The organism is Bacillus mesophilus, from assembly GCF_011008845.1.
Taxonomy (GTDB): Bacteria; Bacillota; Bacilli; order Bacillales; family SA4; genus Bacillus_BS; species Bacillus_BS mesophilus.
In genome coordinates, this window is sequence record NZ_JAAIWM010000002.1 from 574,654 (window position 1) to 592,335 (window position 17,682).

Below are 17,682 nucleotides of genomic sequence, written 5' to 3' on the forward strand. Positions count from 1 at the left end.
ATTTATTCCTTCAAATTTAACTTCAAATGTAGGTCGTCTAGCTGTGCCTCAGAAACAGATCCGGGTGCTTCCATTAAAAGGTCACTTGCACTAGCTGTCTTAGGGAATGCAATGGTGTCTCGTAAGTTAGTTCGGCCAGCTAATAACATCACTAAACGATCTAAACCAAGTGCAATTCCTCCGTGTGGAGGTGTACCATACTCAAAGGCTTCTAATAAGAATCCAAATTGTTCATTAGCCTCTTCCTTCGTAAATCCAAGTGTATCGAACATTTTCTCTTGAATCTCACGTTCATAAATCCTTAAAGATCCTCCGCCTAACTCATAACCATTTAATACAAGGTCATAAGCTTGAGCACGAACTTCACTAGGATTAGAGTCTAATTTCTCTAGATCCTCGCGAACGGGCATCGTAAACGGATGATGTGCTGCAAAATAACGGTTTGCCTCTGCATCAAACTCTAAAAGTGGCCAATCTGTTACCCAAAGGAAATTAAATTGGTTTTCATTAATCAGTTTACGCTCTTTACCAAGCTTTAGACGAAGAGCCCCCAAACTGTCAGCAACTACAGACTTTTTATCAGCTACAAAGAGTAGTAAGTCATTTTCTTCAACTGAAAGAACTTCTGATATTGTTTTCTGTTCTTCTTCACTAAAGAATTTAGAAATAGGTCCTTTTAGGCCATCTGCCTCTGCCTTTAACCAAGCCAAGCCTTTTGCACCATATCGACTCACAAACTCTGTTAAAGCATCAATATCTTTTCTAGAGTAGTCTGGAGCGCCTGCTTTTACATTAATGGCTTTAACCTGGCCTCCACCTTGTACTGCTCCACTAAACACTTTAAATCCAGAATCCTTTACTAGCTCAGAAACATCTGTTAACTCCATCGCAAATCTCGTGTCAGGCTTATCAGAGCCGAAACGGTCCATTGCCTCCTGATACGACATTCTAGGGAAAGGTGTAGATACTTCCATTCCTCTAGCTTCTTTTAACACTTGTCTCATCATATTTTCAGCTAATCCGATAATATCTTCCTGACTCATAAAAGAAGTTTCTATATCAATTTGAGTAAACTCAGGTTGACGATCAGCACGCAAGTCCTCATCACGGAAGCAGCGAGCCACCTGATAGTATCGTTCAAAACCACCGACCATTAGTAACTGCTTAAAAATCTGTGGTGATTGTGGAAGTGCATAAAATTCTCCAGGATGTACTCGACTTGGCACTAAATAATCTCTTGCTCCCTCAGGTGTACTTTTTGTGAGGATAGGTGTTTCTACTTCAATGAAACCTTCTGTGTCTAGATGGTCACGCATCGCTTTCGTAACACGATGTCTCATCTTGAACGTTTCAAGCATAACTGGTCTTCTTAAGTCTAAATATCGATACTTTAAACGAACTTCTTCCGCCACATCGGTTTGATCGGAGATGACAAAGGGAGGTGTTTTTGCAGCATTTAGGACCTCAATAGACTCAGCGCTTACTTCCACTTTACCTGTCTTAATATTCGTATTAATGGTTTGCTCTGACCGTTCAACCACTTTTCCTTTAATCGCTATTACATATTCACTTCGAACTTCCTCAGCCAGCTTCAGAGCTTCTTCCGATACTTCTGGATTAAATACAATTTGAACGATACCGGTACGATCTCTTAGGTCGATAAAGATTAACCCACCAAGGTCACGTCTTTTTTGAATCCAACCCTTTAACTCTACAGTTTGACCAACGAATGCCTCAGTCACTTCACCACAATGGTGTGATCTTTCTATCATTCTTGCTCCTCCTCTTACTTCTCTTTGTTTTCTAATAGAAAAGTCGATATTTCATTTAAAGAAATCTCTTCTTGATTACCTGTTTTTAGGTTTTTAATAGATGCTGAATTTCTCTCAAGTTCATCATCTCCTAGGACTACAACAAATTGTGCCTCTAGCCGATCTGCTGCTTTGAACTGTGCTTTGATCTTTTTATCTAGATAGTCCTTTTCAACAGTGAGATTCGCCTTTCTAAGCTCATTCACTAATGAGATAGATACATCCTTTGCTTTTTCACCAAGAGCAACAACATAACAATCAATTCCCTTTGAAATCGGCAAATCAATTCCTTCAGCCTCTAGAGCAAGTAAAAGTCTTTCTATACTTAGTGCAAAGCCAATTCCAGGTGTGTCTGGTCCCCCAATCTCTTGAGCTAAACCATTATATCTACCACCACCCATTAAAGTGGTAATAGCACCAAAACCTTCAGCGTCACTCATGATTTCAAAGGCAGTGTGAGAATAATAATCAAGACCACGAACTAATCGTGAATCGACTTGATATTCGATACCCATAGCACTTAAATATTGCTGAACTTTTTTAAAGTAGAGAACAGATTCTTCATTTAGATAATCTAGAATAGATGGAGCAGTCTTCATCAATGGGTGCTCTCTGTCTTTTTTACAATCTAAGATTCGTAACGGATTTGTTTCTAAGCGATTTTGACAATCAGAACAAAGCTCTTTAATGTTCGGAGCAAAATGCCCTGTTAAAGCTGTACGGTGAGCACTTCTACTCTCCTGATCACCTAAGCTATTAATGATAAGCTTTAGCTTTTTAAGTCCAAGTTCCTGATACATCGCCATAGCTAGTGAGATTACTTCAGCATCAATGGCTGGGTCAGCACTCCCTAATGCCTCAATTCCAAATTGTACGAATTGTCGATATCGCCCTGACTGCGGTCTCTCATAACGAAACATAGGGCCCATATAATAAAGCTTAGTTGGTTGATCTGGCAATCCATACATTTTATTTTCAACATAGGCACGAACAGTTGACGCAGTCCCTTCAGGACGTAGGGTAAGACTTCTGTCACCACGATCGGTGAATGTATACATTTCCCTTTGAACGATATCTGTTGTATCTCCAACACTTCTTAGAAATAATTCAGTATGCTCGAAAATCGGGGTTCTGATTTCTTTATAATTAAATCTTTTACACAGGTTACGTGCCTTCTCCTCCACATACTGCCAGCGTTCAACCACTCCAGGTAATATATCCTGTGTTCCTCTGGGAATTTGAATTGACATGTTTATTCCTCCTAAATTCTAACGCCACTTGATCCCAAATGAAGCTTCTAGTAAAAGGTAAGTTCCTTCCCTCTGAGCCTATACACTTGAGCAAGACATGAATTTTATTGTGTCACTTATTTTTTCTTGATAATAAATAATAAAAAGCCCTCGTCTCTACTTCATGATGAAGTAGGGACGAGAGCTATATATTCCCGTGGTACCACCCTAATTGAAGTTATGACTCTTGCCTACAAGTCACTATGTACTTCCACTTTTGACAGTTAACGCCTGCCACGTCCGGCTTCTACTAAAGAGTTCGAAGCGGAACCTACTGAGTGTCTTTCGTTAAGGCATCTTGTAGAAATGTTCGCAGCCTAGACATTTCCTCTCTGTTCAAGTGTAGCTTAATTACTTTTCTCGATCATCGGTTCTTATTTATTATAATTGTTAATTATCATACGAATGTTTAATTTGAATGTCAAGAGGATTATGAACGTTCTAGCTGCTTTTTTAATTGTTTCACTTCTCTTAGTGACAAACCAAATTCAGAAGCAAGTTCCATACTAGGTGTAGCATTTTCTTTTTCTATAAAATCATGAAAATTAACTCCAAATAATTGCTGTGATCCATTAGCGATATGCTCACCTTTTTCACTAAATCTCATTTCTCTCTTCCTTTCCAATAAAATCTATTTATATATTTCCCAAATGCACCAATTTTTTTCACAATCTGACAAGGATTTTACTATTTTCTCTAGAATTATAAGAGTGGGTTTGTACTGTACTTTTTTAGGCTAGTTAAACCTTGTTGTTGGTTTTCGTTTAGTCGTAAAATGAAAGTCACTTACGATACAACCTTTTACAAAAGGAGGATTTTTTCATCATGAAAAAGGGACTTATATTTACATTAGTGTTAGCCCTATTGAGTTTATCTATACCTCAAACAACCATTCTTGCTGAAAATAGTAAAGTTGTTATAAATGTTGATTCGTTGCACGTTCGTTCAGGCCCAGGTTTATCTTATAATCTTGTGTCTAGTGTTGACCGAAACGAAGAGTATGAGGTTATTGCTAAAGATGGGGATTGGATTCAAATAAAACTTTCAAATAACTTAAGTGGCTGGGTAGCCAGTTGGCTAGTTTCAGAAAAGAAAGAAGAGAAGAAGGAAGAAACCTCCTCAAATCCAGTTAAGTTAGGAAAGCTAGAATCGACTGCGGATGGACTAAGAATTAGAAAAGGTCCTGGGACCAGTTTTCAAGTTGTAGGTTCTGTGAATAAAGGAGATGTGCTTGAATTCAAAGAAAAAAGTGAGAGTTGGGTTCACATTTCTTTTAAAGACTACGATGGGTGGGTCCATAGTGATTACGTTAAAGGTCTTCCTACTGAATCACCTACGAATAAAGAGAAAACTGTTATAAAAAGCGGAAGTGTTACTGCTAATTCATTGAATGTTCGCTTGTCACCATCTCTAAATGCAGCAGTTATGGGCAAGGTACAAAAAAACGATGAAGTAGAGATTTATGCAGAAAAATATGACTGGTTTGAAATCAAAATTAATAATAAAACAGGTTGGGTTCACAAGGATTTCATTAAAGTGAAAACAGAAGAGAAGAAAAAGGAAGATCAAAAGAAGGAAGAAACAAGCAAGAAGCAGATCGCCACTGTTACAGCAACATTATTAAACGTCAGAAATGACTTCTCATTAAGTGGAAGTGTCGTTGGACAAGTTAAAAAGGGAGATCAGCTTGAGTTAATCAGTGAACAAAATAACTGGTGTCAAGTAAAGCTTCCGAATGGAAAAACGGGATGGGTTGCTGGCTGGTATGTAGAAAAGTCAGAAGTTGAGCCTCCTACAGAAAATCCTGAAGAAACTTCTACCGTTACAATAATCTATAATACAACAAATATACGTAGTGGCCCTTCGACGAGTGATTCTATCGTTCATAGAGCCATGCAAGGTGACACCTTCAAAATTGCTGAGAAGGTTAACGATTGGTATAAGATTACTCTTTCAAACGGAGAATTTGGTTATGTTGCTGGTTGGATTGTCACAACAACCGGAAGTATAGCTAAAGTCGAGCGTCCTGGGATGAACCAATACTTAGAAGGGAAGACCATTGTTATCGATCCGGGACATGGTGGAAGAGATAGTGGGGCAGTGGGCGTTAGAGGTGCTTACGAAAAAACACTAACGTTAAGAGCTGCCAAATTGCTAGATGAAAAACTGAAAGCAGCAGGTGCTAAACCGATTTTAACTAGAAATCAAGATGTATATGTTAGTCTAAGTAATCGAGTAAGTCTTTCTCACTACTATCAAGCGGATGCTTTCATAAGCTTGCACTTTGATAGTTCGGTTTATCCATCAGCAAGAGGAATCACAACATACTACTATAATAAGTCGAAGGATTACTCCTTAGGAGAATCACTCCAAACTGAATTAATTAAGCAGACTTCATTAAGAGACCGTGGAGTACAGTATGGAAATTTCCATATTTTACGAAATAATAAACGACCTTCTGTACTTTTAGAGCTTGGCTTTTTAAGTAATATGACGGAGGAAGCACATGTCTCAACATCCCGCTACCAAGAACAAATTACAACAGCCATTTTTAATGGTCTAGCTTATGAGTTCAAAAAATAATTAATCCATTTCTTACACCCATTTAATAGATGGGTGTTTTTTTGTCTATTCAGAACCATGAATTAGTAGCAAAACTCAAAACAAAAGAAGCCCTAAGGCTTCCTTATTTACTATCCACTATTAACGTAACTGGTCCAACATTGACGAACTGTACATCCATCATTTCTCCGAATGCTCCTGATTCAACATGAATTCCCATATTTCTGAGGTTTTCATTAAAGGCTTCATAAATCGTATTTGCATACTCGGGTTTAGCTGCTTCCATAAAATTAGGTCTTCTTCCCTTTCGACAATCACCATATAAGGTAAATTGAGAAACAGATAGAATTTCTCCTTTTACATCTAAAAGAGAGTTATTCATTTTACCACTCTCATCTTCAAACACTCGAAGATTCGCAATCTTATTAGCCAAATAGGATGCATCCTCAGCTGTATCTGTATGAGTAACACCTACTAGTAGCATAAATCCATTAGTGATATTCCCTACCGTCCCACCTTTTACGATTACACTTGCATCTCTTGCTCTTTGTACAATTACTCTCATTTCCGTCCACCTTAATGCAGCATTCTTCTAACAGCATATATATCAGGAATTTGTTTAATCCGATCCACTACTTTTTGTAAATGATTCACATTATGAATGGAGATCGCCATTGAAATGGTAGCCATCTTATTACGATCCGAACGTCCTGATACAGCTGTAATGTTCGTCTTCGTCTCATTTACAGCCTGAAGTACTTCATTTAATAGCCCGCGACGGTCGTAGCCTGAAATTTCAATCTCTACATTATATTCTTTACCTTCTTTTGCATTCCCTTCCCATTCTACAAGTAGAAGTCGATCCTTCGCTTCATCTGTATGGACGTTGGGACAATCATCACGATGAATGGAAACTCCTCTTCCTTTCGTAATAAATCCAACAATGTCGTCACCTGGAACAGGATTACAGCATTTTGATAATCTAACTAATAGGTTATCAATTCCTTGAACACGAACACCACTATCTTTTTTCTTTGTTACGGAAAACTTTTTCAAGTCTTGGACAGCTTCGGCGATGGTTGATTCCTGCTCAAGGTCTCGTTTCTTTCTCCACTTTTCAGTTAGTCTTGTTGCAATCTGAGCCGCTGTTATTCCGTTATAACCTACAGCTGCGTACATATCTTCTTCATTAGAAAAGTTAAATTTATCAGCAACACGCTTAAGATTATCGTTGACCAGAATTTCTTTAGGATCTAGATCAAATGCTCTGATTTCCTTTTCGACTAGTTCCTTCCCCTTTGAAACATTCTCATCACGTCGTTGTTTCTTGAAAAATTGACGAATTTTATTTTTGGCCTGTGAGGTTTGCGCTAACTTTAACCAATCCTGACTTGGACCATATGAATGCTTTGAGGTTAATATTTCGACAATATCACCAGTTTTAAGCTTATAGTCGAGTGTCACCATTTTCCCGTTTACTTTAGCTCCTATGGTTTTGTTACCAATTTCAGAGTGTATTCGGTACGAAAAGTCGATTGGGACAGAACCAGAAGGAAGCTCAAAAACATCCCCTTTTGGTGTAAACACAAAGACCATATCTGAAAACAAGTCAATCTTTAAGGATTCCATAAATTCTTCGGCATTGCTAGCATCATTTTGCCATTCTAGTATCTCTCTAAACCAGGTAATTTTGTTTTCAAATGATTGCTTTTCATTAACAGGTTTGTTTTCTTTATACGCCCAGTGAGCAGCAATTCCATATTCTGCTACATGATGCATTTCAAGTGTTCTTATTTGAACCTCAAGTGGGTCACCTTGTGGACCAATAACTGTTGTATGAAGCGATTGATACATATTCGCTTTAGGCATTGCGATGTAATCTTTAAATCTCCCCGGCATAGGCTTCCAGCAAGTATGAATAATACCAAGTATTGCATAACAATCCTTAATACTGTTCACGACAATTCGTACAGCCAATAGGTCGTAGATCTCATTAAACTGTTTGTTTTGTATGGCCATCTTACGATAAATGCTATAAATATGCTTAGGTCGTCCATTAATGTCCGCGCTTATAGAAACTTCCTTCAATCGCTCTCTAACTTCACTCATGACCGCATCTAAATATTCTTCACGCTCAGCACGTTTTTTCTTCATAAGATTGACGATTCGGTAGTATTGCTGTGGATTTAAATATCTTAGCGAAGTATCTTCAAGCTCCCATTTAATCTTGGAAATCCCAAGGCGGTGAGCAAGTGGAGCAAATATTTCCAAGGTCTCGTTAGATATTCTTCTCTGTTTTTCTTGAGGTAGATGCTTAAGTGTTCTCATGTTATGCAGTCGATCTGCTAGCTTTATTAAAATAACACGGATATCCTGAGCCATTGCCACAAACATTTTCCGATGATTTTCTGCTTGTTGCTCTTCTTGCGACTTAAACTTGATCTTTCCGAGCTTTGTTACTCCATCAACAAGCATAGCAACTTCTTTATTAAACGCTTCCTCAAGGTCTTGAAGTGTGATTTCCGTATCCTCTACCACATCATGTAAAAAACCTGCGGAAATTGTAACTGGGTCCATTTCTAAATCTACTAGAATCCCGGCTACCTGAATTGGATGTATGATATATGGTTCACCAGATTTTCGGTACTGCTCTTGATGTGCTTGTTTGGCAAACTCATATGCATGCTGAATAAATTGTATATCTTTCTCATCTGTTAAGTATTTTGCAGCCTTTTCAATTACTTGTTCAGCTGTCAGTACTTGCTCATTTGCCATAAAATCACCTGATTTTAAGTTAAAATAAAGAGAAGGATTCAATTCTTCTCTTTATTTCACTTTATTATATTAAAATTATTATTGTTACTATTATCATGAAAATGTACATTAATGTAAAGGATTTCGCAGAAATTTCTACTATTTCTAACAGGAAAAAAGCCCTATTTTATCCATTTTGCCAAATCTAAAAATAAATAACCTGCGAAAAAATTATTCAAAGCAAACCAAAACGAAGATTCTAAAAAAAGAGTGTCTCGTAAACACTCTTTTTTTACATTATACATTATTAGTAAGTCATTAAAGTTAACACATTATAACCGTCAAGCTTTTTACGACCATCTAAGTAGCTTAATTCAATTAAGAAGGCAATTCCTGCTACTACTCCACCAAGTTGTTCAACAAGGTCAATCGTAGCTTCTATTGTTCCACCTGTAGCTAGCAAGTCATCAGTAATAAGCACTCGTTGTCCAGGCTTAATCGCGTCCTTATGCATAGTCAGAACATCTGATCCATACTCAAGTCCATATTGTACCTTGATTACCTCTCTAGGAAGCTTGCCCTCTTTACGAACAGGTGCAAACCCAACACCAAGTGCGTAAGCTACCGGACATCCAATAATAAAGCCTCTTGCTTCCGGACCTACTACTAAATCAATATCTTGCTCTTTGGCAAATTTGACAATCTCGTCTGTAGCACTTTTATATGCATCACCATTGTCCATTAATGTAGTAATATCTTTAAACTGAATACCTTCTTTAGGCCAGTTTGGTACGACTGTTACATATTTTTTATAATCCATTAGTAATGTTGCCTCCTATACGGTAACCAATCCTCTATAAACATGATCAAACCAATCTTTTAATTGGGAATAAGATGAGTACATTATCATATTTTCGATTTCTATTTGGTTTTGTTTCAGCATGTATGTTTTTGAGTCTGTCAAATCACGTTTTTGGGGTGAATTTGAAAGTGTTACCATGCCACTGTCTATTGTAACAAATTCTAGTTCAAAAAACACCTTTAACATAAACTGTATTGTTTCTTTTGACCAACCACGATGTTTGGCTAATTGATCGCCTTGTGTCTTGTAATTAAATTGCTTATTTTGCCCAAGAAAACCATAAAACCATTTAAAATGCTCTCGAGTCGGTATCGTATTAAAGAAATGCGTTTCCGATTGGTGAAAAATAGTATAGATTCTTGCTGGTTTCGTTGTAGTAATAATCTGTTCTAATAGTGACAGGGACGGCGGAAGGTCTGCCAACACCAAATAATCCTGATGTCCACTTATTTCCTGTTGGTCTTGATCCTGAACCCTTAGTATATGGTCATGGAAATTATGCAAATTTAATCTTTCTATTGTTTCTTCATTGAAGACTATTATTTTGCGCTTGTTCGGAGAAATTGATTCTATCTGTTTATTAACAGTTTTATGACCTCTCCAATCAAATAACTGCCACTCTTCAATCAAAATATCATTTACCATAACCTGTGGCTTTCTAAAGTTATTCCATTCGTTAATGGATAGTTCACCCAAAATAGAGACTTTAGCTAAATTTGAAATCTGATCAAAAGCCTCTCCAAATCCGAATGCTATAGCATCCAAGCTTGTCCCAGACTGTTCTAGCAATAACTTTAGATGACTTTGATCTTGTCCAATTTTTTTCATTTGAGACAAAGATGCATAGGGTATTGTCACTTTTGGTTTAGGATTTCCCATTCCATAAGGTGCTAATTTACTAAGCTCTTCAATAGAGTCAATCGTAATCTCCTCAAGTTTACACACCACATCAACATGTGTAACTGGAATAAAATCTTCCTCTGTTAACTTGTCATTAGCGAGTAGAATCAATCTCTCTCTTAACTCACCGACATTACTTACATCAACAGTCATACCAGCAGCCATGGTATGTCCACCGAAATGAGGTAGAATATCACGGCATGTCGATAAGTTTTCAAACAAATCAAAGCCTTCTATGCTCCTAGCCGATCCCTTAGCCACTAGTCCTTCTTCATCTATGCTTAATACAATGGTTGGCCTATAGTACTTTTCAACGAGTCGAGATGCTACGATCCCAATAACTCCTGCATTCCAACCTTTTTTTCCAATCACTAAGACCGAATTATTTTCTAAAGGATATTCCTTTTCAACCAGTTCAATTGCTTCTAAGGTTATTTCATTAACTATTTTTTGTCTTTCTTTATTTAGTTCATTAATTTCATTCGCAATAAACTCTGCTTCTTCAGCATCTTCTGTTAGAAACAGTTCAACAGCTGGGTCAGCATCTCCTAATCTTCCCGCTGCGTTAATTCTAGGACCAATCGAGAAACCTATTGTTTCTTCTGTAACATCTCTTTGGTCAACATTACAAACCGACAATAAAGCACGAATACCTGGATTATTTGTAGTTTTTAATGCTTTTATCCCTTTAACAGCAATTAATCGATTTTCATCATGAAGAGGAACTAAATCAGCAATGGTTCCGATTGCTGCCATTCCTACGTATTCGGTCGGACACTCTCCCAGTAAGGCATGTGCAACCTTTAAAGCTACTCCAACCCCAGCAAGCTCCTTACAAGGATAAGCTCCTCCCGGAAGTTTAGGATGGATAATGGAAAAAGCATCTGGCAACTCCGGCCCAGGTTCATGGTGGTCCGTAATAATAAGATCCATCTCTAGCTCTTTAGCAAATTGGGCTTCACTTAATGCAGATATTCCTGTATCGACTGTGATAATAAGACGGTATCCCTGTTCCTTTGCCCATTGAAATGCATTTCTATTTGGACCATAGCCTTCTCGAAATCGATTAGGTATGTAAAAATCAGCATGTGCCCCTTTAGCTCGTAAGGCCCTAAGCATGACGGTAGTACTACTAACACCGTCCGCATCATAATCACCAAACACTAAGATTTTTTCATGTTGATCTATTGCCTGATGTATTCGTTTTACTGTTTGATCCATGCCTGTTAATAAAAATGGATCGTGAAATTCTGTTTTTTCTATATTTAAGAATGAATTAGCTTCTTCAGCAGTGGTGATGCCTCTACTAACTAATAAATTGGCTACCATATTTGAAATCGAAAGTTGCGTTGAAAGCTGCTTAGCCAGTTCCTCATTCGTTTTCTTTTGAATCCACCTTGTTTTAGACGAAAGCAAATAAATCACCCCTTGACCCAATCATTATACAGGACAGGGTAAGGGGTGACAATGGTAACAATTTATTCTAGCTTTTGCTCCGGAGCATCTATTTCTGTACGTTCTGTAGAGTCCTCATTCTTCTGCTCCTGGCTCTTTAAATAATTCTGCTTTCTCAAATCTTCATTTTGAAAATGCTCATCTAGTTTCTTTTTTAATTGCTCATTTTCTTTTTGATACTGACGTACTCGTTTTTGTAATAAGATAATCCGAAACAGCCCCGCTGCACCGACTGCAAAGGCACCCATCGCAGCTGAACCTAAAATCACTAGAATAAGTGGCCATGAAGCTTCTCCAAACAAATAATCCACTCTCACTGGATCAACATTAATAACAGCAAAAATGGCAACAATTAACGCAAATACTAAAGCGATAATGAGAGTCCATTGTCCCTTCATAAATATCTCCTCCTTACTAGTCTTCTTCATTATATGGATTTACGTGAATTAAAACATCTTGTACTTGTGAATGCTCTAAGAGCTTCTCCTTTACATTTTTACCTATTCTATGTCCCTCTTCAACCGTGATGTATGGATCGACAGAGATTTTTAAATCCACGATCACATAATGACCATGCTCCCTGGCAAAAAGTGCGTCAATTTTCTTCACTCCATCAACTTGAATGACTATTTCTCTTAATTCCTTTGTATCCTCATCATGAAGTACATGATCTAACGTATTATGTATGGATTCAGCACCAAGTTTCCATGCGATCCTGATAATCATTAAAGCAACAACTAACCCTGCTACAGGATCTAAATAAACCATCCACTCTAGTCCAAGCTTACCGCCTATAATGGCCCCACTAATTCCGACCAAAGCAGCAATGGATGAAAAAACATCTGACCTATGTTCATAGGCATTAACAATAATAGCATCACTGTTAATACGTTTACCCAATTTATACTTATATTGAAACATCCATTCCTTCACAATTATAGAAAATACAACGGCATAAACAGCTGCCATCTTTGGTGCTGAAATCTCATGAAAGAAAGATTGTACTGATGATTTTCCAATTTCTATTCCAACTAGAAATAGTAATACGGATACAATAATTGCAGCAATTGATTCTGCCTTACCGTGTCCATATGGATGATCCTCATCAGGTGGCTGTTTTGCAGCTCTTAACCCTATGTATACAGCAAAAGACCCAGCGATATCAGATGCTGAATGAACAGCATCGGCCACTAAAGCCCTACTATTACTTGTTACACCAACAATCCCTTTAATCAAGGCCAAGACTATATTTCCAACGACACCTACCATCGCTGCAAACTCTGCCTCTTTAAAGCGGTCTTTATGCTCCCCCATTAATTCACATCCTTTGCTTACAACACAACATTATTATATTGTAACCTAATATTTGAAAAAGAAAGAGTGAAAAGAGTTTTGGGTAAACTTTTCTGACATAATTTTTCTCATTTCGTTAAAAAGGATAATTAAAATTAAAAAGATTAATAATACGTGTAGAGAAAGAAGAAAAAGCTAATCTGTTAGGAGGAATATAATGGAGGCATATGATAACCTTAAATTGGGGGAAAAAGGCGCCTGGTTGAGCATCTGCACATACATTGTCTTATCAACATTAAAATTAATCATTGGATATTTTGGTAATTCAAAGGCATTAATGGCTGACGGATTAAATAACTCAACTGATGTAGTCGCTTCTGTTGCGGTTTTAATCGGGTTAAAAATCGCAAGAAAACCTCCTGATAAAAATCATCAATATGGCCATTATCGTGCAGAGACAATTGCTTCTCTTGTAGCTGCATTCATTATGGTGTCGGTAGGTATTCAAGTATCTATTGAGGGAATTAAGAATTTAAACAATACCGCTACTTCGGCACCTAGCATGTTTACAGGCTGGGTAGCATTAGGTAGTTCCATCGTTATGTTTTCTGTTTACCTTTACAATAGTAACTTAGCCAAAAAAATAAAAAGTCAATCTATAAAGGCAGCCTCAAAAGATAACCTATCTGATTCTCTAGTAAGTATTGGAGCCTTTATCGGTATAAGCGCTGCACAGTTCGGTCTATATTGGTTCGATACTGTTATTGCGATTTTAGTTGGATTGATCATCATTAGAACCGGTGTAGGTGTATTTAAGGAAGCAACATTAGAGCTAACTGATGGATTTGAAATACAGGAATTAGAAGAAATTAAAACCACCATTAAAAATAACCCAAATATAGAGAAAGTAAAAAGTGTAAAAGCTCGAATGCACGGTAATCAAGTTTTCGCTGACATCACTATTGTGACGGATCATAACTTAAATGTAATTGAAAGTCATCATATTACAGAGGAAATTGAGCGGAAGCTATCTGAAAAACACAACATTCAATATGCACATATTCATATAGAGCCAAGGTAGTGGCTCTTTTATAAACTTTTCCCTCTTATCTATGCTTTTGCGTGATGCTATCACATTTATTTCGGCGATATTTTTTGTATATCGGCGTTCTAGCTTTATTTATCAGCGACAATCTAGATCTATCGGCGATATCGGAGTATTTATCAGCGACTTCCGTATCAAGTATGTAAAAAAGGCGTGAATTCACATGAATTCACGCCTTCTGTCATTTTTATGGCTCTAAATCTTCCTCAACAGGTCTTGCCTTCTTTTTACCTAGGGTCTTACTCTTCCATATTAGCCATAGCTGAGCAGCAATGAATAATGAAGAATACGTACCAGCAATTAGACCTACTAATAGTGCTAGTGAGAAGTTAGTAATGGCGCTACTACCTAACAGCAACAACGCAACTGTTACAATGACAACGGTAAAGATTGTGCTTACAGAACGTCCTAGCGTTTGTCGTAAGCTATCATTTACAACAGATGCTAGGTCATCAAAGGTCTTAACCTTCTTACCACGAATCTTCATTATTTCTCTGATTCGGTCAAAGGTTACAATCGTATCATTGATTGAATACCCGACAATCGTTAGAACTGCCGCGATAAAGGTTAGATCAACCTCTAATCGTAATAAGCTAAAGAATGCAATAATAAAGAATGCATCATGCAACAAGGCTACAATAGCTGCAATCGCCATATAAATTTCAAAGCGAATTGTTACATAAATAATGATACCGATTGATGCAATTAATACCGAAATAAATGCATTTTTAGCAAGCTCTTTCCCAACAGTAGGAGAGACTGTACTAACATTCGGCTCTGCACCGTATGTGTCGATAAAATGACTCTTTAACATAGCAACTTCATCTTCAGTAAACGTATCAAGAAAACGCAAAACAGCTATTTCGTTTTGATCGCCAGATAAGGTAATGTCTCTTGGCTCTATCTCAAAATCAAGAGCAGCAATCTCTGCTTCGACTTCTTCCACTGTTAATGTTTCATTAGACATTACTTCAACACGAGTTCCACTTGCAAAATCAATTCCAAGGTTTAACTTTAAGGTTAATAACAGGATTGCACCAATTACAACCATTGCCCCCGAGAACATAAAGTATTTTTTTCGATGCTTTACAAAATCAAATTTATCGAACCTAGTTGGGATATAATAATCTGTTTCTCCAGTTTCGATGTTTTGAATATCAGCTTCCTTAACACCAAAGTAAGAAACTTTCTTATTTAAGAAGCGACTGTTAACCCAAAGGCCCAAGAATAATCGCGTACCCCAAATAGCAGTAATAAAGCTTAATAAGATACTGACAATAAGCATGGTTGCAAACCCTTTTACAGAGCTTGTCCCATAGACAAACAATACTCCTGCCGCTAGTAAGGTCGTGATGTTTGCATCAAGAATCGTTGCTAACGAACGACGGTTACCGGCTTTATAAGCTGACATAACTGATTTACCAGTTTTTAATTCTTCTTTAATCCGTTCATAGGTAATGATGTTTGCATCAACTGCCATCCCTACACCCAAAATAAGTGCAGCAATACCTGGTAAAGTTAATACACCATTCATCCAATCAAACACCAATAGAACTAGATAAATATAAACACTTAATGTAATAACGGCAATAACTCCTGGGAATCGGTAGAACATTAACATGTAAACAAATACAAGGAGAATCCCTATGATTCCAGCAAATACAGTCTTTTGTAAAGCCTGCTCTCCAAACTGCGCTCCTACAGAAGTAGAATACATTTCTTTTAATTCAACTGGCAGGGAGCCTGCATTTAAAAGATCAGCTAATTCTTTTGCTTCTTCGATCGTAAAATCTCCTGTAATAGTCACTGAGGTTGTGTTAAATACCTCTCCCACCGATGGAGCTGATAAATACTTGGGTGTCTCTTTTAGGGACTCTTCAGAAAAAGAGTCTCCTTCCTCGTAATCTAACCAAATTGGCATTAAATTTTGTGGTGCTAAGTCTAGAACATGCTTAGTTACCTTAGCAAATTCCTCAGCACTTTTTAAAGTAATCGCTACAATAGGCTTATTATTTTGATCGAAGGTTTGGGATGCTCCCCCCTCGACTAGGTCTGCCCCATCTAAAAGTTCAACATCATTTACATCTCTAAATGTTAGCTTAGCTTCAGTTGATAAGATCTCTCTGGCTTTATTTTGATCGTCAACTCCTGCTAATTGAACCCTAATTCGATTATCGCCTTCAATATCAATTCTTGGCTCACTTACACCTAAAACATTAACACGTTTTTCTAAAGCTTTTACCGTGCTAATTAAGATATCCTGTGTAATCACATCTCCATCTTCTGCAGGTAGCACTTCATACAGTACTTCAAAGCCACCTTGGAGATCTAATCCTAGCTTGATATCATTCGTCACTCCAGTTGTCGTTGTACCAATTAGCCCACCTAGAAGCAAGACTAATAGAAAAAATATAATTATCCGACCTTTTTTGACCATTCTTTAGTAAATCCTCCTTCTTAAATGCGAGTACTATGATGATTAGTATAATTGCTAGTGTATATGTACCGTTTAATTATGAAAGAATCCATATGCTCTGTCAATTTGTTATCTCATTAAGAGGGGAAACTAGGAAAGACAAATGGTTCCTTATAGGCTTCCACCGTGACAAAACTCATATAAACAGTTGTTGATAATGAAAGAATATCATTAACGGTATCACGAAGTGGCTTAGGTTCGTCTAGTTTCTTCCACTTTTTCTTTTTTAAGCAATCCCACACCTCAGCTTCATTTGCTCGGTTTAATCCATAAATATGAAATTCTTCAACCTTACTTTGAATGGCAGGTTGGACATATTCTCGCATTTCTTCCCAATTCATATTATTTCCTCCTTGTCCAACTTTTAACTAACCTATAAACAACTTTCTATATTCTCCTATCAATCTCCTTGTTTTTAGAAGGCTGTTTTTCAGTATACTTTGTGATTTTTATAGATAACGCTCGTTCCATTGCGCTCCAAACACTTGCTTTCCGCGGGGAGGAAGTCGAGCCTCCTCGGCTTCGCCTGCGGGGTCTCGACCTTTCCTCTATGTCCCGCAGGAGTCAAGTGTTTTCCGCTCCATTCCACTATGTAATTCAAGATACAACAATCTCTACTAAACAGCCTTTTAAGATGATATAGCCTCTACTAAAAAATGGAGATGGATAACATCCCGAGGCTAACTATGATTCCAGCTACCACTACTCCCAGACTAATCGAAATTAGAGCATAACGGAATCTAATTGAAAATAACAAAGCTGCAATACATGCACTATAGGCTCCAGTTGTCGGAAACGGTACAGCTGTAAAAAGCATGAGTCCGATAGCCCCATATCTTTCAATGTTATTGCTTTTCTGCATTGTACGATTATAAAGCCAATCATAAAGCCTACTATACCAATTGAATTGTAGAAGCCACTTACTAATTGGCTGAAACAAAAGCAGAATTGGGATTATAGGAAGGATATTTCCAATCACACTCAAAGTAAAAGATTTAATAAGTGTGAAGTCATAATGGAGATAGGCGAGAGGTAACCCCCCTCTTAACTCTAGAATAGGCATTGCGGATACAATCATGACAAGTATTTCTGGAGGCAAAAACGTTAGATTTTGAACTATGAAATCACTAATCTTTTCTTTCATTTTTTTAATCCCCTTTATCCGTATAAGTTCT

The 17,682-nt window shown here is 37.4% G+C and carries 14 protein-coding genes and 1 other annotated feature; of the genes, 2 read left to right on the top strand and 12 right to left on the bottom strand.

The features are described 5' to 3' along the window. Nucleotides 1-2 precede the first annotated feature (2 nt). The 3 genes from aspS to G4D63_RS08405 all read right to left on the bottom strand — a co-directional run bounded on the left by aspS (nucleotide 3) and on the right by G4D63_RS08405 (nucleotide 3,707). Nucleotides 3-1,772 (bottom strand): aspartate--tRNA ligase, encoded by a 1,770-nt coding sequence (gene aspS, locus G4D63_RS08395; RefSeq protein ID WP_163179182.1) that lies wholly within the window; start codon nucleotides 1,770-1,772, stop codon nucleotides 3-5. Between the two features lie 14 nt (nucleotides 1,773-1,786). Then, nucleotides 1,787-3,061: a histidine--tRNA ligase gene (hisS, locus tag G4D63_RS08400; RefSeq protein ID WP_163179183.1), complete on the bottom strand. Its 1,275-nt coding sequence runs from the start codon at nucleotides 3,059-3,061 to the stop codon at nucleotides 1,787-1,789. Nucleotides 3,062-3,231: 170 nt separating this feature from the next. Beyond that, nucleotides 3,232-3,477 (bottom strand) — a binding site (T-box leader). A 53-nt stretch (nucleotides 3,478-3,530) separates the two neighbouring features. Then, nucleotides 3,531-3,707: a hypothetical protein gene (locus G4D63_RS08405; RefSeq protein WP_163179184.1), complete on the bottom strand. Its 177-nt coding sequence runs from the start codon at nucleotides 3,705-3,707 to the stop codon at nucleotides 3,531-3,533. 218 nt (nucleotides 3,708-3,925) lie between these two features. Here G4D63_RS08405 and G4D63_RS08410 point away from each other — a divergent pair, with 218 nt between their 5' ends. Further along, on the top strand, nucleotides 3,926-5,683 hold the full coding sequence (locus G4D63_RS08410; RefSeq protein ID WP_163179185.1) for an N-acetylmuramoyl-L-alanine amidase family protein: 1,758 nt from the start codon (nucleotides 3,926-3,928) through the stop codon (nucleotides 5,681-5,683). A gap of 103 nt (nucleotides 5,684-5,786) precedes the next feature. On the opposite strand, the gene dtd is transcribed toward G4D63_RS08410, so the two are convergent. From dtd to G4D63_RS08440, 6 genes are all read right to left on the bottom strand, one after another. Beyond that, entirely contained in the window at nucleotides 5,787-6,227 is a 441-nt protein-coding gene (gene dtd / locus G4D63_RS08415; RefSeq protein ID WP_163179186.1) for a D-aminoacyl-tRNA deacylase, read from the bottom strand. Nucleotides 6,228-6,238: 11 nt separating this feature from the next. After that, nucleotides 6,239-8,437 carry a RelA/SpoT family protein gene (locus G4D63_RS08420; RefSeq protein WP_163179187.1) on the bottom strand — a complete coding sequence of 733 codons (2,199 nt, stop codon included), beginning with the start codon at nucleotides 8,435-8,437 and terminating at the stop codon, nucleotides 6,239-6,241. 286 nt (nucleotides 8,438-8,723) lie between these two features. Beyond that, nucleotides 8,724-9,236: an adenine phosphoribosyltransferase gene (locus G4D63_RS08425; protein WP_163179188.1), complete on the bottom strand. Its 513-nt coding sequence runs from the start codon at nucleotides 9,234-9,236 to the stop codon at nucleotides 8,724-8,726. A gap of 15 nt (nucleotides 9,237-9,251) precedes the next feature. Beyond that, nucleotides 9,252-11,594, bottom strand: a complete 2,343-nt coding sequence (gene recJ / locus G4D63_RS08430) for a single-stranded-DNA-specific exonuclease RecJ (RefSeq protein WP_163179189.1) — start codon at nucleotides 11,592-11,594, stop codon at nucleotides 9,252-9,254. A 62-nt stretch (nucleotides 11,595-11,656) separates the two neighbouring features. Further along, a complete protein-coding gene (locus G4D63_RS08435) occupies nucleotides 11,657-12,031 on the bottom strand; it encodes a LapA family protein (RefSeq protein WP_163179190.1) in 375 nt (124 codons plus the stop codon). 16 nt (nucleotides 12,032-12,047) lie between these two features. Next, nucleotides 12,048-12,947: a cation diffusion facilitator family transporter gene (locus G4D63_RS08440; RefSeq protein WP_163179191.1), complete on the bottom strand. Its 900-nt coding sequence runs from the start codon at nucleotides 12,945-12,947 to the stop codon at nucleotides 12,048-12,050. Between the two features lie 196 nt (nucleotides 12,948-13,143). Between G4D63_RS08440 and G4D63_RS08445 the strand changes: the two genes are divergently transcribed. Continuing rightward, nucleotides 13,144-14,007 carry a cation diffusion facilitator family transporter gene (locus G4D63_RS08445; RefSeq protein ID WP_163179192.1) on the top strand — a complete coding sequence of 288 codons (864 nt, stop codon included), beginning with the start codon at nucleotides 13,144-13,146 and terminating at the stop codon, nucleotides 14,005-14,007. Nucleotides 14,008-14,218: 211 nt separating this feature from the next. Here G4D63_RS08445 and secDF read toward each other — a convergent pair whose 3' ends face one another. The 3 genes from secDF to G4D63_RS08460 all read right to left on the bottom strand — a co-directional run bounded on the left by secDF (nucleotide 14,219) and on the right by G4D63_RS08460 (nucleotide 17,651). After that, nucleotides 14,219-16,468, bottom strand: a complete 2,250-nt coding sequence (secDF, locus tag G4D63_RS08450; RefSeq protein ID WP_163179193.1) for a protein translocase subunit SecDF — start codon at nucleotides 16,466-16,468, stop codon at nucleotides 14,219-14,221. Nucleotides 16,469-16,584: 116 nt separating this feature from the next. Continuing rightward, nucleotides 16,585-16,848 carry a post-transcriptional regulator gene (locus G4D63_RS08455; protein ID WP_163179194.1) on the bottom strand — a complete coding sequence of 88 codons (264 nt, stop codon included), beginning with the start codon at nucleotides 16,846-16,848 and terminating at the stop codon, nucleotides 16,585-16,587. Between the two features lie 308 nt (nucleotides 16,849-17,156). Then, nucleotides 17,157-17,651 (bottom strand): COG2426 family protein, encoded by a 495-nt coding sequence (locus G4D63_RS08460; RefSeq protein ID WP_239585904.1) that lies wholly within the window; start codon nucleotides 17,649-17,651, stop codon nucleotides 17,157-17,159. Nucleotides 17,652-17,682 lie beyond the last annotated feature (31 nt).